This is a genomic window from Pseudomonas sp. TE4620 (genome assembly GCF_056279045.1).
The window spans coordinates 1,547,068-1,565,784 of record NZ_JBWBQO010000001.1; the positions used below are offsets into that span (position 1 = coordinate 1,547,068).

An 18,717-nucleotide genomic window follows, 5' to 3' on the forward strand; every position below is an offset into this window, starting at 1 on the left:
ATGGACTGGAAAGCCCTGGAGAACAGCCTGGTCGAGTCGGCCCGGGCCACCCTGGAGGCGCTGCTCGCTGAAGGTGTCGGGCCGCTGTATGGCGCCGCCTTCCATGCCAGCTACCGCGAAGAGGAGCGGGTCATCGACCTGCCGTCGTTTGCCGCCAACAGCCTGGCGGCGCTGGAGGAGGATCATCCGCGGCGCAAGCAGGAGGGCTTCTGGGGCGTGCAGTGGAACCCGGCGGACTGGCGCTGGGACTGGATGCTGGACGATTACGCCAACCCCACCCTGAGTGCCCTCGAAGCGCCGATGCAAGCCTACGCCAATCGCGCCGGGCCGGATGCCTGGACGGCGGCCGAGCAGCGGTTCGTGCAGACCGTAGCGCGCGCTGCCAAGGCGCTCAACCGCATTTACGCTAAAGACCCACGGTTGGCCAAGGACTTCATCGTGTTCTTCCATGATGAATGCGGCGGGCCGCAGCTTGCGGCCAAAAGCCTGACGCCGCGCCAGTTTCTGCTGCACTTCCCCGAGCAGGACGCCACTGGCCAGGAGCGTCGCCGGGTAGCCGCGCTGGCAGAGCAAGAGCAGGTGAGTTATTACCTGCGCTGCCTTGTCCGTCCTATGCCGATTGACGCTGAAGAGGCCTGCCGCTGGCTGATTGCCCGGGGTGCCAGTGCCACGGCGGCGCTGGTGCAGATGCTGCACAAGGGCCCGGAGCGCTGGCGGGCGGCGATGCTCCTGGGGCTTGCCGGGGTCGCCGACCCGGCGGCAATCGCGGCGCTGCGCTTGCAAGTGGTCAACGGCACAGAGCCGAGCACGCGCAGGTGGAGCGCCAACGCGCTGGGTTACCTGGGTGATTTCGACTGGTTGCTGGCGCAGGCTGATGACGCAGCGCTGGCGAGCTTGGCGGTGGCGGGTTGCTGCGCCAATCTTCGGGCCTTTCGGGATCAGGGCGCGCAGGCGCCGGTACTTGACTACCGGCCGCTGGAAACCCTGCTGCAGCGTTACCCGCAGTGCGCAGCGGACGCCGAGGAGGTGATCAAGCCGGGCTCCAGCTACTGCACCATCAGCAGCAGCGATATCGACGAAGCGCTGCGCGGCCTGGGGGGCGAGCATGTCGCCATTCGTCGCCATGCCGCCTGTGTGCTCGACAACCGTCGACTGGGCAAGCGCAAGCTGAAAGCGGCCCTGATCGCGCTGCAGGAATGCCTCACTGATGCTGACCCGAAGGTGGCCTACCTGGCTGGCTTGACCTTGGAGTCGCTGCAACGCTGAGACGGGCAACCTGCCTCTGTCTTGGCAGCCACTGGTCCAGCGGACACAGCTCCACTGTGAGCTGGCTTGCCGGCGATGAGGCCGGTGCAGTCAGCACATCAGCTAGCGCCTGGATTGCGACCGCTTCGCGCTCGATCGCGGGGCAAGGCCCGCTCCTACAGGTCCGGTGCATGCAGATCTATTGTGGGAGCAACTGTCTTGATCAGGCTGTTAGCACATCACCTGGCGCCTGCTCGCCTGGCGCCGCAAACACCCAACCATACAAAGGACAGCAACCAGACGTAATACCCATAGGTGTACCCGGTAACGGTGAACCGACCGTCCTCGTCATACAGGCTCACCCGCTGCCACTGCAGCGACAACCCGGCCAGCAAGGCCAGCAGGGCATAGATCAACCGGCGCCTGTCGCTACGGGTGCGGTAGGCCGCGAGGAACAAGGGGTTCGCCAGCCAGGCGAAGTAGCCGAACAGCATCGCCGGCAAGCCCAGGATGCAAGCAATGAAGCCGGAATTGATGGTGTGGCTGTACTCCTCGCGCAGCCAGTTGTGCTCCTCGCTGTGCACCGCCGGGAGCACCAGGCTCAGCAGGTACAGAGCAAGAGCCAGGTGACGCCATTGCAGCCGGGGCAGGCGCCATTTGTTCATCGCGGCAACTCGATGCGCGCCACCAGGCCACCGCCCTGGCGGTTGCTCAGGAGCAGTTCGCCGCCTTGTTCACGCACTGCCGAGCGCGCCGACGACAGCCCCAGGCCAACCCCACCGGTATCACGGTTGCGCGAGGACTCCAGGCGAAAGAACGGCATGAACACCTGTTCCAGCGAGGCCTCGGCAATGCCCGGGCCGCGGTCGCGGATTTCGATGATGATGGCCTGGGCGCCGCGGCTCAACTGCACTTCGGGCTCGCGGGCGTACTTCAGGGCATTTTCCACCAGGTTGGTCACGGCGCGCTTCAAACCCAGCGGCCGGCCATGGAACACCAGGTTGGCCGGGCCTTCGAAAGCGATGTCGATCTGCTGGTCGCGGTAGTCGTCGATCAGGGTTTGCAGCAGTTCGGCCAGGTCGAACGGGGTGGTTTCTTCCAGCCGGGTTTCGTCGCGGAAAAACCCCAGCGCGGCATTGATCATGCTTTGCATCTCATCAACGTCACGGAACAGCTTGCGCTGTTGCTCGGGGTCGTCGATGAACTCGCCGCGCAGGCGCATGCGCGTCAAGGGCGCGCGCAAGTCGTGGGAGATGGCGGCGAGCATCTGCGTACGCTCGGCGACGAAGTGCTGGATCTGCGCCTGCATGGTGTTGAAGGCGGTGATCGCCTGGCGCCACTCGTGCGGGCCTTCGAGGCGGATGGGCGGTGCGCGAAAATCACTGCCAAAGCGCCGCGCCGCCCGGGCGAAGCGCTGCAGCGGGCCGGCCAGCTGGCGGGTGCCGACCCAGGCCACCAGCAGCGCGGCAACCAGGGCCAGCACGCCGATGATGGTAAAGCGCATGGCCGAGCTCAGGCCCCAGCTGCGATATGGCGGGGTGAAGGCCAGCCAGCTGCCGTCGCTGATCTGCATGACCAGTTTGTAATGGGCGTCGGCGCTGTCCGCCGGCCAGTCGCTGGGCTGGAATCCCTCAAGCTGGCGTGGGCTGTCGGCCAGCAGGCGCTGCAGCGGCGGGGTTTCTTCGAGGGTAATCCGCGCGCCCGGCCCGGGCAGTTGCAGGTCGGCGCGCTGGCGGCTCCACTGCACCTCGAGCAGCGGGTTGCTGGCGGCCTTGGCCAGGGTCGCGCGCAGTTCCGGTGGCGCCGCTTCGAGGGTGCGGGTGGTGACGGCGATCTGTTCCAGCAGGCCGGTCTGGGTCAACGGCGGGCGTGCCCAGACCCCGGCCATTTGCACGAACAGCACATTGAGCGCCACCGAGGTCAGCATCGCCGCGATGATGGTCAGGGCGATGCGCCGGCTGATGCTGTCGCGGCGCAGGTCGAGGCGGATCACGAGCGGCTGACCTTGGCGCTGAACAGGTAACCGCCATTGCGCACGGTGCGGATCAGCTCCGGGCGCTTGCTGTCGGGCTCGATCTTGCGCCGCAGGCGGCTGACCTGCACGTCGATGCTGCGGTCGAACGCCTCGTGCCCCTGGCCGCGGGCGAGGTCGATCAGTTGCTCGCGGGTGAGGATGCGCTGCGGGTGTTCGAGGAATACCAGCAACAGGTCGAACTCTCCGGCCGACAGCGGCACCATCACCCCGTCGGGGGTGCGCAGTTCACGGCGGGTGACGTCCAGCTGCCAGTGGTCGAAATGAATCAGCGGGCGGCTTTCCTCGGTTGTCGGGCGCAGTTGCTCACCGGCCCGGCGCTGCACCGCGCGCAGGCGGGCGAGCAGTTCGCGGGCGTCGAAGGGCTTGCCCAGGTAGTCGTCGGCGCCCAGCTCCAGGCCGACGATGCGGTCACTGAGCTCGTCCATGGCGGTCAGCATGATGATCGGGATGCCGGTGTTGGCCCGCAGTTTCTGGCACAGGCTCAGGCCGCCTTCGCCGGGCAGCATCAGGTCGAGGATGATGATGTCCGGGCGCTGCTGCTCGATCGCCGCCCACATGGCCTCGCCGTTGCCGGCCAGGTCGACGTCATAGCCGTGGCGGACAAAGAACTTCTTCAGCAGGGCACAAATTTCCAGGTCGTCATCGACGATCAGCAGTCTGCTCACGTTGTGGTCCACGGGCCGTGAAAAGTGCGTATCTAAAACCATTCTGCGCTGCCGGTCATTTATTTCAATCTCGTAACATTCCTGCAAGGCCGACACAAAGCGGACATCAGCCAGCAAAAGCCCTGGGGCAGGCTGTGGCCAGTTCACTCAAGAGAGTTTTCCATGCCGGCCACCCACCCGACCCAAGACTTTGACAGCAACCAGTCGCTGACCCTCGACCTGCGCACCCAGGAGCTCTGGCGCAACGCGCTGCTCAGCTACCAGGACTCGCGCCTGGGTTTGTCCAGCGACGGCAGGCACATGCTCCTCAGCCATTACTTCGAGCGCTACAGCCCGACCAGCAACCAGTGGATGGAGTACAGCTACAAGATCCCCGTGGGCGAACTGGTGCACTGGATCATGAGCCACGGCGAGCTGCACGTGGACCGCTCGACCAGCACGCCGCGCCCGGCCAATGACGGCTTCGGAGTCTGAGCATGCGCAAGCAATTGATCGTACCGCTGTTGAGCGCCTCGCTGCTGCTGGCCGGTTGCAGCCAGAACAAGGTCAGCCCCAAGGAGTACTCGGGCTTTTTGCGCAACTACGACCAGCTGAGCGAACACAAGACCGCTTCCGGCGACGCCGTGCTGCGCTGGGTCAGCCCCAAGCTGCGCATGGAGCGCTACAGCCAGGTGTACATTGCCCCGAGCCAGTTCTACCCGATGCCCAAGACCAGCCCGCAGATCCCGGCGAGCACCCTGCAGGCGGTAACCCGTTACTACGATGCGGCGCTCAAGCGCGAACTGGGCAAGGTCCTCAACCTGGTCGAGCAGCCCGGCCCGCACACCTTGATCGTGCGCCCGGCGATCACCTCGGTGGGCGCCCATACCCAGGCGCTGCATTTTTATGAATACCTGCCGGTGACCCTGGTGGCCGCCGGAGTCAGCAGCGCCGTCGGTATTCGCGATCTGGACAGCGTGATCGCCACCGAAGCAGCGTTCCTCGACGGCGGCAGCCGCGCGGTGGTTGCCGAGGTGGTGCGCAAGGGCACCGGCCTGCCGCTGGAGAACGACGATCAGGTGATGACCGCCGACAACCTCAAGGTGGTCCTTGATGGCTGGGCGCGGGACTGGCGCCAGGCCGCCGAAACCCTCCAGGCGCAGAAGCGCGGCGCCGTCACAGGGCAAACAGCCAAGGCACCATGATCACGCTGACCACCATCACCAGCAGGGTGAACGGCACCCCGACCTTGACGAAATCGCTGAAGCGATACTGGCCGGGGCCGAGCACCAGGGTGTTGACCGGCGACGATACCGGGGTCATGAACGCCGCCGAGGCGGCCAGGGCGACGATCATCGCAAAGGGGTAGGGCGAGGCGCCCAGTTGCTCGGCGGTGGTCACCGCCACCGGCGCCATCAGCACCGCGGTGGCGGTGTTGGAGATGAACAGGCCGATGATCGCGGTGATGGCGAACAGGCTGGCGAGGATCACATAGGGCCCGGCGCTGCCGAGCATCTGCACCAGGCCGTGCACGGCCAGGGCGATGCCGCCGGTTTTCTGCAGGGCCAGGGCGAACGGCAGCATGCCGACGATCAGCACCAGGCTCTGCCAGTGGATGGCGCGGTAGGCGCTGTTCATGTCGATGCAACGCCCGGCGCCCATCAGCAGGCAGCCGATCAGCGCGGCAATCACGTTGGGCACCACGCCGCTGACCATCAGCCCGACCATCACCGCCAGGCTGATCAGCGCATAGGGCGCGCGGTTGCCGGCCGGGGCGACGTTGTCGATTTCCGCTGGCAGGCTCAGTACCAGGAAGTCCCGCGGCTGGGTCTGCAACTGGCGAATGGCTTTCCAGGTGCCGATCATCAGCAGGGTATCGCCGAGCTTGAGTTTTTCTTCCACCAGTTGATCTTCGATGGCGTTCTGGTCGCGGCGCAGGCCGACCACGTTGAGGCCCCAGCGGCTGCGGAAGGTCAGCTCCAGCAGGCTCTTGCCGATCAATTGCGAGCCCGGCGGCACCGCCACTTCGGCCATGCCCACTTCCTGGGACTGGTCGATGAAGTAGGCGGCCTTGAAGTGCAGCGGTTCCAGCTGCATGCTCTGGCACAGGCTGCGCAGGTCGTCCTTGGGCGCGAACAGGTCGAGCAGCAACACGTCGCCTTCGTGCACCGTGGTGCTCGAATCGGGGCTGAGCACGCGGGTGGTGAACTTGTGCTGGCGCTCGATGCCGACCACGCTGGCGCCGTGTTCGGTGCGCAGTTTCAGTTCGCTCAGGCTGTGGCCGATCAAGGGCGAACCGGGGCGCACGCGCAGGCGCCGTTCGCGGCCGGCGAGCTTGTAGTCGATGATCAGGTCGAGCAGGGTGCGGCGGGTTTGCGCGCTGCCGTCCTTGCGCACTTCGCCGCCCAGCCAGTGGCGGGTCAGGAGCATGTAGCCAACCCCCAGCAACAGCACCACCAGGCCGAACGGGGTAAAGCTGAAGAAGCTGAAACCGCTTTCGCCATGGCGCACCAGTTCACTGTGCACCACCACGTTGGGCGGGGTTGCCACCAGGCTGAGCATGCCGCTGATCAAGCCGGCGAAGGCCAGCGGCATCATCAGCCGGCTGGGTGAGACCTGCATGCGCGCGGCAATGCTCAACACCACCGGAATGAAGATCGCCACCACCCCGGTGGAGCTCATCACCGAGCCCAGGCCGGCGACGCAGACCATCAGCAAGACAATCAGCCGCGCTTCGCTGTTGCCGGCGCGGTCGGCCATCCACTCGCCGATGCGGTAGGCGATGCCGGTACGCACCAGGCCTTCGCCGATCACGAACAGGGCGGCGATCAGCACCACGTTGGGGTCGCTGAAACCGGCCAGGGCTTCCTGCACGCTGATGATGCCCAGCAGCGGCAGGGCGACGATCACCAGCAGGGCGACCACGTCCATGCGTGGCCGGTTGGCGATGAACAGGGCCACGGCGCTGAACAGCAGGCCGAGTACCCAGAGCAGATCGTGGTTCATGCAGTCATCCTGATACCTGAAGGCTGCAAGTCTGGCAGAAAATCAGCGCCAGTTCGTTGATGTGCTGCAGCGTGCGGGGCATTGCCGCGGATCGGTGGTAGAGTGGCCGCCGATTTTTGCTCATTCAAGGAAGAACGTTTTGGACCACAACACCAGCAACTGGAAGGGCACCGCCGTGGCCCTCGGTTTCATTGGCTGCATCACGCTGATCGGCTACATCATCAACTACACCTCGACGATCAATGTCTTTCTGATCTGGGATTTCAAGGCCTACTCCTACATCGCCATTTGCTTCAGCCTGGTGGCCCTGGCGTTGCTGGGTACGTTTTTGCTCAATCACCACAACATCGACACCAACGTCTTCGGCGGCCTGCTGGTGTAGGCGATAGCGGGTATCTCGCAGATGATCTTCGGCGTCGAGCCCTCGGTGATCATGTGCCTGGCCGGGCTGTACGTGGCGGGGGTGATAGGGCTGATGAACGGCATGGCCAACAAGCGTGAAGTCGAAGAAGACGAGGACGCCGACGAGGCTTTGTAAGTTAGCCGGTGCCTGCCTGCTGGCGCAGCACCCTGAGGTCGCGGCTGTCGATCACATAGCTGCGCGCCAGCCAGTCGCCGGGCCGCTGGCAATGGCGCGACTCGGCGCACAGCCAGATGACGATCAGGCCAAAGGCGGCCTCGAGCGGCCGGGTGATGCCGCGCACCAGCGCCTGCAACAGGTTCGGCGGCTGGCCGGCGCGGTTGATCACCATCAGCCCCAGCAGCAGCTTGCCCGGGGTTCGCCCGCGCATCAGGTATTCAAATACCGGGAAGTACAGCAGCTGCATCAGCAGCATGCCGTCTTCGCCACGGCCATAGCCGAGCACGGCCAGCACAAACCAGGCGCCGAGGGCGAACAGGGTATCGAGCAGCCAGGCGCCGATGCGGCGGATGATCAGGGTGGTGCGGGAGACGTGCATGGTGATTGCGCTGATCCTTGCGAGGTAGGGCGATGGTCGCATTCCTGGCGCTTTAACGCACGGCCTGGATTGGCAGCAACCCCCTGATGCGCTCGCAATTCTTGCACCAATGGATTAACACTTATAGCCAAGGAGTATTTGCTTATTGTCGCCGGTGCTTTAACCATGTGGATTGGATCCACAGCAGGGATGCGACTCAATGGCCAGGCATATTGTCATTGTGGGTGGCGGCGTCGGCGGTACGATGCTGGCCAATCAACTGGTAAGCAAGCTCTACCCGGAAGTGCTCAGCGAGCAGGTGCGCGTGACCCTGCTGTCCAATTCCGCTCATCACTACTACAAGCCCGCGTTCATGTACGTGGCCTTCAACCAGTTCTTCGAAAACGAGCTCAAGCGCCCGCAGCGCTCGTTGCTGCGCCCGGAAATCGACTTCCAGGTGCAGGAAGTCACCCACTTCGATTTCGCCGGGCAAACCCTGCATACCCGCTCAGGCAAGCGCTACGGCTATGACTTTCTGGTGATCGCCACCGGCTGCGTGCCCGCCCCGGAGCGTATCGAGGGCCTGCAGGAGGCCGGTGACCACTTCTACCAGTACGAGCCGGCGCGGCAACTGGCGCGGCGCCTGGCGAGCATCGAGAAGGGGCGGATTTTCATCACCGTGTCGTTTCCGCAAACCCCCAACGTGCCGCACCAATGCGGCATCGCTCCGGTGGAAACCACCCTGATGCTCGACGACTACCTGCGCCAGCGCGGGGTGCGCGACAAGGTCGAGATCATCTACACCTACCCGAGCACCGCGCAGCTGCTGCGCAATTGCCTGTTCTTGCAGCGGCCCACCGGCGAGATCCTGCCGGGCATTTTCGAGCAGAAGAACATCCGCTTCCAGCGCGGCTTCACCCTCAGCAAGGTCGACCCCGAACAGCGCATTGCCTACTCCGAAGAGGGCGACGCGCAGGCGTTCGACATTCTCATGGCCACGCCGCCAATCCGCGCGGTGGATGCCGTGTTGCACAGCGGCGCCTCGCGCGCGCCGAACAACGAAGGCTGGCTGCCGACCAACCACGAAACCCTGCAGGTCTATGGCCTGGACGGCGTGTATGTGATCGGCGACAGCGTCGACCTGCCGATCAGCAAGGCTGGCGGCGCCTGCCATAACCAGGCACCGATAATCGCCAACAACATCGCCGGCGAAATCCGCCTGGGCAGCACCTGCGCGGTGTACGACGGCAAGGTCCAGGCTGCGGCGCAGATGGGCCTGGGGATGGGCATGCCGCTGTGCTACGACTACCTTCACGACGTGCTGCCGACGCCGCCGACCAAGCTTGGCAGCCTGCTGCGCAATGGATTCAACCGCGGCCTGTACTGGGCCGTGGCCCGTGGAATGCTTTGACCCGACAACGGGAGGAGCCGAGTGTCATGGATGCTATCGATTCACCCGCCGTAGTGAGCGCCAACCCGGGCCTGGACGCCCTGCTGCGCAAACTCCAGCCGCTGCTCGACAGTGGCCGCCTGGACAACGTCGTCGACCTGCTGTCACTGAGCGCCGACCTTGTCGACCTGCTCGATGCGGCCATGGTCGAGAAACTCTCGGGGCTGTTCGAGGAGGCCACGGCCCTGAGCTGGAACCTGGGCAATGCCTTGCGCATGGCCTCGGCGCAAACCCGCAACCAACCCACCCCCAGCCTGTATGGCCTGCTGTTGCTGCTACGAGACCCGCACACCCGTCGAGGGCTTGCCCTGGTACTCAGAGTATTGAATGTCATTGGACGACAGGATTGATCGCACGGAGCTAGAGGACCACCGTCATGCTCGAACCGCGTAAACGCACCACCGCACCCGGCGCCAACAGCGCCTGGGACCCCAAAAGCTACCTGCAGTTTGCCCGCCTGCGCGAACGCCCGGTGCTGGAATTGCTCGACCACCTGCACCTGGACTCACCCGAATGCATCTATGACCTGGGCTGCGGCACCGGCATCGCCACGCGCCTGCTCGCCGAGCGCTGGCCACGGGCCGAGCTGTTCGGCGTCGACAGTTCGGTCGAGATGCTCCAGGAGGCCCTGGCACTGCCGATCAGCGTCAACTGGCTGCATGTCGATGTCAGCCAGTGGCAGGCGCAAAAACCGGCCAACCTGCTGTTCGCTGCCGCCGTGCTGCACTTTATCGAAGACCACGAAAGCCTGTTGCCGCGCTTGCTCGGGCAGTTGCAGGCGGGCGGCTGCCTGGCTGCGCACATGCCCAACTGGCGCGATGCGCCCTGGTACCAGTTGATGCTGCGCGCCCTCAGCGAGCCCGGGCCCAGTGGCCGGCCGTTAGGGACCCTGGAACTGCGCAAGTTCATGGCCGCGCGCAATGTGCTGACGCTGGACAGTTACTATCGCTTGCTGGCGCCGCTGACCCGCGAGCTGGACATCTGGGAGACCGAGCACCTGCAGGTGGTCGAGGGCAATTCGCCGATCTTCGACTGGGTCAAGGTTTCGGCCCTGCGCCCGGTGCTCACTGCCCTGGACGAGGTCGAACGCCAGGCCTTTCTCGACAAGTACCTGAAGCTGTTGCACGCGCACTACCCGCAGGAGGACGACGGCCGCACGCTGTTCCCGTTCAAGCGCACCTTTATTGTCGCCACCCTGTGAATTTGCCCGGCATCAGCGCCGGGCGATGTCGTAGGGCAGCAGCACCACGTCCAGGGTCACGTCCACCGGCAGCGAGACGATAAAGGCCGCCGGGCAGACCAGGGTTGGCCAGCAGTACTGCAGGTAGGTCGGGGCGAACAGCATCGCCACATTCGAGCGGCTGCCCATGAAGGCGCCATCGGAGGGGCGCTCAGAGTAGTAGCCCGAGCCCCGGCCCATGATCGAGCCGCAGGCAGAGAGGGCGAGGGTGCTGCTGAGCAGCAGGCAGGCGAGGGTTCTGATGGTGCGCTTCCTTGGCAGATGAAACCGCGGCTTTATGCACGCGGGTTGTCTCTTTGACGCCCGGGCAATGCTACAGTCACGTCTTTTTTCTGACGAGGATGAGTCATGCGGGTAGTAATGGCGATGGTCGCTGCAGCGTTGTTGGCCGGGTGTGCGTCTTCGGCCATGGAGGCGGCGCGCGGCCAGGCGCCGACCAAGGCCTTCACCTCGACCAAGGCGGCGGATGTGGTTGCCCAGTGCATCCAGTTCGGCTGGCAGGACGAGGACGTCTTCGGGGTCGATGCCAGCGGCTACCTCGAGCCTGGCAAGCAAGGCGGCTTCACCGTCTACACCCGTGAGGCGGAGTCCTTTGCCGACATCAAGGCCCAGGGCGCCAGCACTGCGGTCAGTTACTACGCCAAGCACAACGACAACGTCGCCCTGCGGCGCATGGCGGCCCTGGCCACCTGCCTGTAAATCTGCCTAGCGCGGCATGTACCTGAGCTGCCAGCGCCGCGGGATCTTCAGCGAGATCACGCCCAGCGCGGCGGCCAGCAGGGCGCTGAACAGCAGTGCGGCCAGATCGAAGGCCTGCTCCAGCAGCACCCCGAGCACGGCGCCGACGAACATCCCGGTCCACGGAATCAACTGCACCCGCCAGCCTTGCCGGCGCTCGCCCAGCAGCGCCCGGCCCAGGCCCCGGCCAAAGCGCGACAGCGCGCCGGTGACATAGGTGAGGCCGATCGGCAGGCCGTTCACCTCTTCAACCACGGCGTTGATCATGCCCATGGCGGTGACGGCCGAGACCAGTGCCGGCAGTTGCAGGGTGCTGGGCAATAGTGCCGCCAACCCCAGCAGCGCGGCGATGATCAGCAGCAGCGGGCACGGGCGGCGGCCGCTCAGGCGCGCGATCACCACGCCCAGGGCATTGCCGACGACAAAGGCCAGCAGCACCGCGCCAATGCGCAGGATCGGCGCCAGCTCACCTGCACCCAGCGATACCGCCAGGCGCGTGGTGTTGCCGCTCATGAACGAGACGAAATCGCCGGTGGCCATGAAGCCGATGGCGTCGGTCATGCCGGCCAGCACCGACAGCGCGGCGACAAAATACAAGCCAACCCTGCCGCGCAGGCGCGCGACCCGGGCAGAAGTGGAGGTGGAACCTGGCAGCATCCTTGGCGCTCCCGATAAGCGATGAGTGGGCTTAGGGTTTTTCTGTCAGCCGTGCTTCGAGCCCGGCGATATGCGCCTGCAGGCGCTCGTGCTCGCAGCGCTCGGCGCTGATGTCCTCGAACACGCTGATCAGGTGCTCCGGCGCACCGTCCCGGCGGCGCTGCAGCGAGGTGCGCGCGCGCACCCAGAGGTACTCGCCGTTCTTGCGGCGCACGCGTTTTTCCACCTCGTAGCGCTCGCTCTGGCCCGCGAGCATGGCCTGCAGCAACTGCAGGTTGGCGGCCAGGTCATCGGGGTGGGTGATCTGCTGGAAGGTCATGCCGTAAAGTTCTTCGGCACGGTAGCCAAGCAGCTCGCAGAGGCTGTTGTTGACCCGCTGCCAGCTGCCGTCGGGGTCGATGTAGGCGAGGGCGCCCCAGGCCAGTTCGAAGATCGCCCGGAAGCGCTCTTCACTGTTGCGCAGTTCTTCTTCGGCGACCTTGCGCTCGGTGTTGTCCATGCTGATGCCGACCATCTTCACCGAACGCCCGGCACTGTCGCGCAGCACCGTGGCCCGGGAAGCAATCCAGCGCACCTCGCCGTCGGGGCGGGTGATGCGAAAATCGCATTCGCAGCCACTGCCGTCGGCCACCGCCTGGGCGTACATGGCCTGCATGTGCTCGACGTCTTCGGCCGGCAGGTGGGCCCAGAAGTCTTCGTTGCGATGCACCGGCCAGCCATAGACCTGCTCGACGTTGGGCGAGTAGGTGACTTCGTCGCTGATCAGGTTCCATTCCCAGGTGACGATGCGCGCACCTTCCTGGGCCAGCTTCATGCGCGTTTCGCTTTCCATGATCTGGGCGGTGTAGCGCCGGCGCAGGTCGGTCATCGGCAGCTCGACCACTTGCGGCTGCTGGATGTTCTGCAGGGCTTCTTCGCCGTAGCGCAGCCAGATCCAGTTGACCTTGAGAAAATCGGCCAGCTTGCGCAGGTTGTCGTAGTCGATTTCGCCGCCACGGGTCCATTTGTGTACCGCCGTGCGCGAGATCCCCAGGGCCGTGCCGACGGCTTGCAATGTCAGCTTGTGATGCTCGAGCAGTTCCTTGAGGCGAAAGGCGAAACTGTTTTCCATCATCGGCAGGGTGTCCTGATCGGGGGCCAAGAGCCTGCCAGTATACCTGTGGGGCAGCTTCAAGCTTCAAGCTTCGAGCTGCAAGAGGCGCCTGAGCGTACCTGTCTTGCAGCTTGAGGCTTGAAGCTTGGAGCTTGATGCCTACAGATCCAACACCAAGCGTGCCGAGCGGGCCCGCGAGACACAGAGCATCATGCTCTGCTGCGCGGCCTTTTCGTCATCGCTCAGGTATTGGTCAAAGTGCTCGGCCTCGCCTTCAAGGATCGCTGTCTCGCAGGTGCCGCACACGCCTTCGCGGCACAGGCATTCGACCTTGGCGGCCTTGGACTTCTCGATGGCCTGGAGGATGGTCATGCCTTCCTCGACCTGCAGCTCGGTGCCGGAACGGGCCAGCACCACGGTGAAGGCGGCGCCGGTCACCGGGGCGGCGGCGAACTGCTCCCAGTGCACGCGCTGCTCGCCGATGCCGGCCTTGGCGGCGGTGGCGATCACCGCATCGATCAGCGGCTTGGGCCCGCACACATACAGGTGGGCATCGTCAGCCAGGCCCGCGCACAGCGCGGCGAGGTCGAGCTTGCGCTCGAGGCTGTCGATGTAGAAACGGGTGTTGCCGGCATGCGGACCGCTTTCCAGTTGCTGCTGGAAGGCACCGTGCTCCGGGGCGCGGAAGGCGTAGTGCAGCTCGTAATCAGTGGCGCCACCTTCCAGCTCGTGCAACTGGGCCAGGAACGGCGTGATGCCGATGCCGCCGGCAATCAGCACATGGCGCCCGGCGCTGGGGTCGAGGGCGAACAGGTTGTTCGGCGAGGAGATGGTCAGGCGGCTGCCAACCTGCACCTGCTGGTGCATGAACGCCGAACCGCCCTTGGACTGCTCTTCAAGGCGCACGCCGATCTGGTAGCTGCGGGTGTCGCGCGGATCGCTCATCAGCGAATAGGCGTTGCTGAACTGGCTGCCATCGGCGCCCTGCATCTGCACGATGACATGGCTGCCGCCGGTGAAGGCGGGCATCGGCGCGCCGTCTTCGCGGGCCAGGGTGAAGCGCTTGATCAGCGGCGTTGCCTGTTCGACTTCGGTTACCTGCACGCTGAACATTTCATACTTGTTGGCCATGTTTCACCTCGACTGCAACAGCACGCGGCAGGCCCTGCCGCGTGTCGGAACCTGTGCTCAGACCGCCAGGCACAGGTATTTGATTTCCAGATAATCCTCGATGCCGTACTTGGAGCCTTCACGGCCCAGGCCCGATTGCTTGATGCCACCGAACGGCGCGACCTCGTTGGAGATCAGCCCGGTGTTGACCCCGACCATGCCGTACTCCAGCTGCTCGGCGACCTTGAACACCCGGGCGATATCGCGGCTGTAGAAGTAGGCGGCGAGGCCGTACTGGGTGGCGTTGGCCAGGGCAATGACCTGCTCGTCGCTGCTAAAGCGCACCAGCGCCGCCACCGGGCCGAAGATTTCTTCTTCGAGCAGCTCCATGCCCGGGCCAATGTTGGCCAGCACGGTGGGTTCGAAGAAGTTGCCGCCCAGGGCATGGGCCTTGCCGCCTAGCACCAGCTCGGCGCCTTTGCCGAGCGCGTCGTCGATCAGGCTGCGGACCTTGGCCACCGCCTTGTCGCTGATCAGCGGGCCGATCTGGCTGCCGACGGCGCTGCCATGGCCGACTTCCAGGGCGCGTACGCGTTCGACGAAGCGCTGGGCAAACTGCTCATACACGCTGTCGTGCACGTAGAAGCGGTTGACGCACACGCAGGTCTGCCCGGCGTTGCGGTACTTGGCGACGATGGCGCCTTCGACCGCCGCGTCGATGTCGGCATCGGCGAAGACAATGAACGGCGCGTTGCCGCCCAGTTCCAGGCTGACTTTCTTGATGGTCTCGGCGCACTGGCCCATCAGCAGGCGGCCGATTGGCGTCGAGCCGGTGAAGCTCAGCTTGCGCACGCTCGGGTGGCCGGTGAACTGCGCGCCAATCGCCGGGGCATCGCCGGTGACCACGCTGAATACCCCGGCCGGTACCCCGGCGCGCTCGGCAAGCTCGGCCAGGGCCAGGGCGCAGAACGGTGTTTCGTTGGCCGGCTTGACCACCATGGTGCAGCCAGCGGCCAGGGCCGGGGCGACCTTGCGGGTGATCATCGCCGCCGGGAAGTTCCACGGGGTGATGGCGGTGCACACGCCGATGCCTTGCTTGATCACCAGCAGGCGTTTGTCGTTGGCGGGGCTGGGGATCACGTCGCCATAGACGCGCTTGCCTTCTTCGGCGAACCATTCGACGAAGGAGGCGGCGTAGCGGATTTCACCCAGGGCTTCGTGCAGTGGCTTGCCCTGTTCGAAGGTCATCAGCCGGGCGAGGTCCTGTTCGTGCTCGAGCAGCAGCTCGAACCAGCGGCGCAGCACCTGGGCGCGTTCCTTGGCGGTGCGCCCGCGCCAGTCGGCCAGGGCCGCTTCGGCGGCTTCGATGGCGCGCAGCGCTTCGTTGCCGGCCATCAGCGGCACGCTGCCGAGCAGCTCGCCGGTGGCCGGGTCGGTTACTGGCAGGCTGCGCCGGTCATCGGCGTCGCACCAGCGCCCGGCAATGTAGGCCTGCTGGCGGAACAGCTTGTTGTCATTGAGTTTCACGCAAGGCACTCCGAAGCGCGCCGCAGGCGGTCAGGCCTGCGGCGGGCGGTATCAGTCGTTGAGGTGGGCGACGGCGATCAGGTTGTGGAAGTGAGCAATGCCGTGCTCGCTCATGCCGCTGCGCTCGCGGTCGGCCATGATCCGGCCCTGGCCACGGTAGCCGCGCGACTTGAGGCCTTTCTGCACGCTCTCGACCAGGCGCAGGTCTTCGGGGCGGAACACTTCGCGGTACCAGTCGATGAGCTTTTGCTGCTCTTCGCTGATGTCCTTGTTGAGGAAATAGATGTCGTAGTGCTGCAGGGTGGTTTCGGCATCGACCGGGAACTCGTAGATCACGGTCATGAAGTTGGCTCCTGGCGGCACGTTGAACATGGTGCACGGCCAGGCCCAGAAACCTGCGAAGGAGGGGTCCTTGACGCTTTCGTCGAACTTGAACGACTGCTCCGAAGGTTTCGCCAGGCCGTACTGCAGGGTCCAGTTGCCATGCATGCTGTGGCTGTACTGGCCGACGTCGACCGAGTCGGAGAAGCCCGGGTGGGCCGGGGCGCAGTGGTAGCACTCGAGGTAGTTGTCGACGATCGACTTCCAGTTGGCCGGGGTGTCGCTGACAAAGCGCGCGGCCAGGTGCAGGTCGTCGATCACGCCGCAGGCTTCACGCATGCGCGCTTGCAGGCCGGGCAACTGGTCTTCGACCGAACCCGCTTGCATGTCCATGTTGATGAAGATGAAGCCTGCGTATTCTTCGACGCGCAATTGCACCAGGGTCGAGTTTTCTTTGTCGAAGTTGACCACGTTGTCGCAGTTGCGGGCGTGGGCCAGGTCGCCGTCGAGCTTGAAGGTCCAGGCGTGGTACGGGCAGGTGATGACGTTCTTGGCCTTGCCGCTGCCGCTGAGCAACTGGTGGCCACGGTGCGGGCAGACGTTGTAGAAGGCGCGCAGGATGCTGTCGCGACCGCGCACGACGATGATGCTTTCGCCGATCACTTCACGGGTGATGTAGGCGTTGTTCTCGGCCACTTCACTGCGGTGGCCGACGCAGATCCAGCTGCGGGCGAAGATGTTTTCTTTCTCGTGCTCGAACACCGCGGCCTGGGTGTAGAAGCTCGCTGGGATGGTGAACGCCTCTTCGGCGTTGGCGCAGAAATCGGCGGGCAGGCGTTTGAAGTCATTCATGATCGGGGTCTCACAAGCACGGTTTTTAGTTATTGGTTAACGCGTATCTATCAGTTAACAAATCAGGCAAAAAAATTTACTGCTGTTGTAGGAGCGGGCTTGCCCCGCGATCTGGCCTGTACGAGGCTCAGATCGCTATCGCGGGGCAAGCCCGCTCCCACAGGTGTGTGATCAGTGCACTGCGGCGGCGCTGCGCGGGGCTTTTTGCGCCGGTTCTTCACCGGCCATGCGCGCCGCTTCTTCCTCGATGCGGTAGGCCGGGACCTGGCCGTAGTCTTCGATCATCCATTTGAAGAAGCCGTAGATCTTCACCAGCAGGATCACCATGAACGGGATGGCGGTGAGCACCACGGCGGTCTTCATGGTCGACAACGAGGCCTTGGCGAACAGCATGGCCAGCGGCACCAGGGTCAGCACCACGCACCAGAACAGGCGGTGGGTCGGCGTCGGGTCGTCGCCTTCGCGCAGGTTGCGGGTGCTGGTGGCGGCCACGGCATAGGCGGCGGCGTCCATATGCGAGGCGCAGAAGATCGCCATGATGAACAGGTACACGCCCAGGAACACCTGGCCCCACGGCAAGGCCAGCAGCAGATGGGTCACCGCCGATTCGCCGCCTTGTTCGCTGAGCATCTTCGGCACGTCGACGGCGCCGGTGATGAACTGGTGCATGCTGTAGCTTTCCAGCGCACCGAAGAAGAACCAGCAACCGAAGCTGCCACCGAGCAGCAGGGCCATGACCACTTCCTTGATTTGCCGGCCGCGCGATACGCGGGTCACGAACATGGCCACGCCTGGCGCGTAGGACACCCACCAGAGCCAGTAGAACACCGTCCAGTTGCGGGTAAAGGCACCATCGCCGGCCGGGTCGGTGAACAGGCTCATGTGCACGTAGTTCTGGATCATCAGGCCAATCGAGTTGGCGGTGTTGTTGATGGTGAACTGGGTCGGGCCGACCAGCAGCACCACTAGGGCAAACACCAGGGCGCCGATACAGACCATCTTGCTCAGGCGCTGCAGGCCGCCATCGATACCGATGTAGGAGCTGAGCGAGAACATCACCGCCACCGCACCGATCACCAGCAGTTGCACGGTGAAGGTGTCCGGGGTGCCGGCCAGGTCATGCAGGCCGCGTGTCAGGGTCGAGGCGGTGAGCGCCAGCGACACGGTCAGTGCGCCCATCATGGTCAGCAAAAAGATCAGGTCGACGCTGCGCCCGACCGGGCCGGTGGCCTTGAAGCCGGTCACCGCTTCAACGATCGAGGCCAGGTTCAGGCCGCTCTTCTTGCGTACATGAAAGTGATAGGCCATGGCCAGCGAGGCCAGGGCATAGATCGACCAGGCGCTGACGCCCCAGTGGAAGAACGAGTAGCTGATGCTGTACTCGAGCGCCTTGGGGGTAGCGGCGGCGATGTTCAGGCCCGGGGTCTGGTAGTAGTAGGCCCATTCCATCACGCCCCAGTACAGGGTCGAGGAACCCATGCCGGCGCAGATGAACATGAACACCCAGGTGGCGGTGGCGTACTCGGGTTTGCCACTGCCCAGGCGGATGTTGCCGTACTTGCTGAAGGCCAGGTACAGCACCGCCAGCGAGCTGCCGAGCACCAGCACCTGGACACTGGTGCCGAAGGTCCGGGTCGACAGTTCGAACAACTGGTTGGCCGCGTGCTCGGCTTCGCCCGGGAAGGCTGCAAGGCCGATGACAGTGAGCAGCACGGCAATCAAACTCACGGTAATCAGGAACACATCTATCTTTTTATTTTTGTGCGACATCATCGTCTCCTGGACGTTGGCGTTCTTAGCTATACCCGGCAGGCAATCCGGGGGTGTTGCGGCAGCACTCCCTGCTTCTATGTTAACTAAT

21 protein-coding genes are annotated in these 18,717 nt (G+C 64.6%); 9 read left to right on the plus strand and 12 right to left on the minus strand.

What is annotated here, in order from left to right; all coding sequences use genetic code 11:
* A complete protein-coding gene (locus tag ACZ9A3_RS07355; protein ID WP_476252312.1) occupies window positions 1-1,266 on the plus strand; it encodes a hypothetical protein in 1,266 nt (421 codons plus the stop codon).
* A 218-nt stretch (window positions 1,267-1,484) separates the two neighbouring features.
* Here ACZ9A3_RS07355 and ACZ9A3_RS07360 read toward each other — a convergent pair whose 3' ends face one another.
* The 3 genes from ACZ9A3_RS07360 to ACZ9A3_RS07370 are packed head-to-tail and all read right to left on the minus strand — an operon-like array spanning window position 1,485 to window position 3,987.
* Window positions 1,485-1,910, minus strand: coding sequence for a hypothetical protein (locus ACZ9A3_RS07360; protein ID WP_476252313.1), 426 nt, complete (start codon window positions 1,908-1,910; stop codon window positions 1,485-1,487).
* Window positions 1,907-3,238, minus strand: a complete 1,332-nt coding sequence (locus tag ACZ9A3_RS07365; RefSeq protein ID WP_093384483.1) for a sensor histidine kinase — start codon at window positions 3,236-3,238, stop codon at window positions 1,907-1,909. The genes ACZ9A3_RS07360 and ACZ9A3_RS07365 overlap by 4 nt, the downstream gene beginning before the upstream one ends.
* Window positions 3,235-3,987, minus strand: coding sequence for a response regulator (locus ACZ9A3_RS07370; RefSeq protein WP_093384480.1), 753 nt, complete (start codon window positions 3,985-3,987; stop codon window positions 3,235-3,237). The genes ACZ9A3_RS07365 and ACZ9A3_RS07370 overlap by 4 nt, the downstream gene beginning before the upstream one ends.
* Window positions 3,988-4,107: 120 nt before the next feature.
* Here ACZ9A3_RS07370 and ACZ9A3_RS07375 point away from each other — a divergent pair, with 120 nt between their 5' ends.
* Window positions 4,108-4,419 (plus strand): hypothetical protein, encoded by a 312-nt coding sequence (locus ACZ9A3_RS07375; RefSeq protein ID WP_476252314.1) that lies wholly within the window; start codon window positions 4,108-4,110, stop codon window positions 4,417-4,419.
* A 2-nt stretch (window positions 4,420-4,421) separates the two neighbouring features.
* Complete coding sequence (locus tag ACZ9A3_RS07380) at window positions 4,422-5,129, plus strand: DUF3313 domain-containing protein (protein WP_093384474.1); 708 nt, start codon at window positions 4,422-4,424, stop codon at window positions 5,127-5,129.
* Here ACZ9A3_RS07380 and ACZ9A3_RS07385 read toward each other — a convergent pair.
* Window positions 5,101-6,930: an SLC13 family permease gene (locus ACZ9A3_RS07385; protein ID WP_093384471.1), complete on the minus strand. Its 1,830-nt coding sequence runs from the start codon at window positions 6,928-6,930 to the stop codon at window positions 5,101-5,103. The genes ACZ9A3_RS07380 and ACZ9A3_RS07385 overlap by 29 nt on opposite strands.
* Window positions 6,931-7,069: 139 nt before the next feature.
* Between ACZ9A3_RS07385 and ACZ9A3_RS07390 the strand changes: the two genes are divergently transcribed.
* Both ACZ9A3_RS07390 and ACZ9A3_RS07395 read left to right on the plus strand, forming a co-directional pair.
* On the plus strand, window positions 7,070-7,312 hold the full coding sequence (locus ACZ9A3_RS07390) for a hypothetical protein (protein ID WP_476252315.1): 243 nt from the start codon (window positions 7,070-7,072) through the stop codon (window positions 7,310-7,312).
* Between the two features lie 21 nt (window positions 7,313-7,333).
* Window positions 7,334-7,468 (plus strand): hypothetical protein, encoded by a 135-nt coding sequence (locus ACZ9A3_RS07395; protein WP_476252316.1) that lies wholly within the window; start codon window positions 7,334-7,336, stop codon window positions 7,466-7,468.
* 1 nt (window position 7,469) lies between these two features.
* Here ACZ9A3_RS07395 and ACZ9A3_RS07400 read toward each other — a convergent pair whose 3' ends face one another.
* Complete coding sequence (locus tag ACZ9A3_RS07400) at window positions 7,470-7,889, minus strand: RDD family protein (RefSeq protein ID WP_213601735.1); 420 nt, start codon at window positions 7,887-7,889, stop codon at window positions 7,470-7,472.
* A 199-nt stretch (window positions 7,890-8,088) separates the two neighbouring features.
* On the opposite strand from ACZ9A3_RS07400, the gene ACZ9A3_RS07405 reads away from it, so the two are divergent.
* The 3 genes from ACZ9A3_RS07405 to ACZ9A3_RS07415 are packed head-to-tail and all read left to right on the plus strand — an operon-like array spanning window position 8,089 to window position 10,519.
* Complete coding sequence (locus ACZ9A3_RS07405) at window positions 8,089-9,279, plus strand: NAD(P)/FAD-dependent oxidoreductase (protein ID WP_476252317.1); 1,191 nt, start codon at window positions 8,089-8,091, stop codon at window positions 9,277-9,279.
* A gap of 26 nt (window positions 9,280-9,305) precedes the next feature.
* Entirely contained in the window at window positions 9,306-9,668 is a 363-nt protein-coding gene (locus tag ACZ9A3_RS07410; protein ID WP_195883694.1) for a DUF1641 domain-containing protein, read from the plus strand.
* Between the two features lie 26 nt (window positions 9,669-9,694).
* Window positions 9,695-10,519, plus strand: a complete 825-nt coding sequence (locus tag ACZ9A3_RS07415; protein WP_213601731.1) for a methyltransferase domain-containing protein — start codon at window positions 9,695-9,697, stop codon at window positions 10,517-10,519.
* 12 nt (window positions 10,520-10,531) lie between these two features.
* Here ACZ9A3_RS07415 and ACZ9A3_RS07420 read toward each other — a convergent pair whose 3' ends face one another.
* Window positions 10,532-10,687: a YceK/YidQ family lipoprotein gene (locus ACZ9A3_RS07420; protein WP_176794274.1), complete on the minus strand. Its 156-nt coding sequence runs from the start codon at window positions 10,685-10,687 to the stop codon at window positions 10,532-10,534.
* Between the two features lie 219 nt (window positions 10,688-10,906).
* Between ACZ9A3_RS07420 and ACZ9A3_RS07425 the strand changes: the two genes are divergently transcribed.
* The gene (locus ACZ9A3_RS07425) at window positions 10,907-11,257 is read left to right on the plus strand and encodes a DUF2322 family protein (RefSeq protein ID WP_045201247.1); all 351 of its coding nucleotides are present in this window, start codon (window positions 10,907-10,909) and stop codon (window positions 11,255-11,257) included.
* Between the two features lie 6 nt (window positions 11,258-11,263).
* Here ACZ9A3_RS07425 and ACZ9A3_RS07430 read toward each other — a convergent pair whose 3' ends face one another.
* The 6 genes from ACZ9A3_RS07430 to ACZ9A3_RS07455 all read right to left on the minus strand — a co-directional run bounded on the left by ACZ9A3_RS07430 (window position 11,264) and on the right by ACZ9A3_RS07455 (window position 18,626).
* Window positions 11,264-11,953 carry a YoaK family protein gene (locus ACZ9A3_RS07430; protein WP_093384453.1) on the minus strand — a complete coding sequence of 230 codons (690 nt, stop codon included), beginning with the start codon at window positions 11,951-11,953 and terminating at the stop codon, window positions 11,264-11,266.
* Window positions 11,954-11,984: 31 nt separating this feature from the next.
* Window positions 11,985-13,067 (minus strand): helix-turn-helix domain-containing protein, encoded by a 1,083-nt coding sequence (locus ACZ9A3_RS07435; RefSeq protein ID WP_093384448.1) that lies wholly within the window; start codon window positions 13,065-13,067, stop codon window positions 11,985-11,987.
* A gap of 138 nt (window positions 13,068-13,205) precedes the next feature.
* Window positions 13,206-14,177, minus strand: coding sequence for a PDR/VanB family oxidoreductase (locus ACZ9A3_RS07440; protein ID WP_093384445.1), 972 nt, complete (start codon window positions 14,175-14,177; stop codon window positions 13,206-13,208).
* A gap of 57 nt (window positions 14,178-14,234) precedes the next feature.
* The gene (locus tag ACZ9A3_RS07445; protein WP_476252318.1) at window positions 14,235-15,683 is read right to left on the minus strand and encodes an NAD-dependent succinate-semialdehyde dehydrogenase; all 1,449 of its coding nucleotides are present in this window, start codon (window positions 15,681-15,683) and stop codon (window positions 14,235-14,237) included.
* Window positions 15,684-15,734: 51 nt separating this feature from the next.
* A complete protein-coding gene (locus tag ACZ9A3_RS07450; protein ID WP_045201252.1) occupies window positions 15,735-16,856 on the minus strand; it encodes an aromatic ring-hydroxylating oxygenase subunit alpha in 1,122 nt (373 codons plus the stop codon).
* Between the two features lie 171 nt (window positions 16,857-17,027).
* Complete coding sequence (locus tag ACZ9A3_RS07455; RefSeq protein ID WP_476252319.1) at window positions 17,028-18,626, minus strand: BCCT family transporter; 1,599 nt, start codon at window positions 18,624-18,626, stop codon at window positions 17,028-17,030.
* Window positions 18,627-18,717 lie beyond the last annotated feature (91 nt).

Coding starts and splice junctions, on each gene's coding strand:
- ACZ9A3_RS07385 (WP_093384471.1), bottom strand. CDS start 6,930: ATGAACCACGATCTGCTCTGGGTACTCGGCCTGCTGTTCAGCGCCGTG.
- ACZ9A3_RS07380 (WP_093384474.1), top strand. CDS start 4,422: ATGCGCAAGCAATTGATCGTACCGCTGTTGAGCGCCTCGCTGCTGCTG.
- ACZ9A3_RS07450 (WP_045201252.1), bottom strand. CDS start 16,856: ATGAATGACTTCAAACGCCTGCCCGCCGATTTCTGCGCCAACGCCGAA.
- ACZ9A3_RS07400 (WP_213601735.1), bottom strand. CDS start 7,889: ATGCACGTCTCCCGCACCACCCTGATCATCCGCCGCATCGGCGCCTGG.
- ACZ9A3_RS07355 (WP_476252312.1), top strand. CDS start 1: ATGGACTGGAAAGCCCTGGAGAACAGCCTGGTCGAGTCGGCCCGGGCC.
- ACZ9A3_RS07430 (WP_093384453.1), bottom strand. CDS start 11,953: ATGCTGCCAGGTTCCACCTCCACTTCTGCCCGGGTCGCGCGCCTGCGC.
- ACZ9A3_RS07405 (WP_476252317.1), top strand. CDS start 8,089: ATGGCCAGGCATATTGTCATTGTGGGTGGCGGCGTCGGCGGTACGATG.
- ACZ9A3_RS07370 (WP_093384480.1), bottom strand. CDS start 3,987: ATGGTTTTAGATACGCACTTTTCACGGCCCGTGGACCACAACGTGAGC.
- ACZ9A3_RS07410 (WP_195883694.1), top strand. CDS start 9,306: ATGGATGCTATCGATTCACCCGCCGTAGTGAGCGCCAACCCGGGCCTG.
- ACZ9A3_RS07435 (WP_093384448.1), bottom strand. CDS start 13,067: ATGATGGAAAACAGTTTCGCCTTTCGCCTCAAGGAACTGCTCGAGCAT.
- ACZ9A3_RS07360 (WP_476252313.1), bottom strand. CDS start 1,910: ATGAACAAATGGCGCCTGCCCCGGCTGCAATGGCGTCACCTGGCTCTT.
- ACZ9A3_RS07375 (WP_476252314.1), top strand. CDS start 4,108: ATGCCGGCCACCCACCCGACCCAAGACTTTGACAGCAACCAGTCGCTG.
- ACZ9A3_RS07395 (WP_476252316.1), top strand. CDS start 7,334: ATGATCTTCGGCGTCGAGCCCTCGGTGATCATGTGCCTGGCCGGGCTG.
- ACZ9A3_RS07425 (WP_045201247.1), top strand. CDS start 10,907: ATGCGGGTAGTAATGGCGATGGTCGCTGCAGCGTTGTTGGCCGGGTGT.
- ACZ9A3_RS07415 (WP_213601731.1), top strand. CDS start 9,695: ATGCTCGAACCGCGTAAACGCACCACCGCACCCGGCGCCAACAGCGCC.
- ACZ9A3_RS07455 (WP_476252319.1), bottom strand. CDS start 18,626: ATGTCGCACAAAAATAAAAAGATAGATGTGTTCCTGATTACCGTGAGT.
- ACZ9A3_RS07440 (WP_093384445.1), bottom strand. CDS start 14,177: ATGGCCAACAAGTATGAAATGTTCAGCGTGCAGGTAACCGAAGTCGAA.
- ACZ9A3_RS07420 (WP_176794274.1), bottom strand. CDS start 10,687: ATGGGCAGCCGCTCGAATGTGGCGATGCTGTTCGCCCCGACCTACCTG.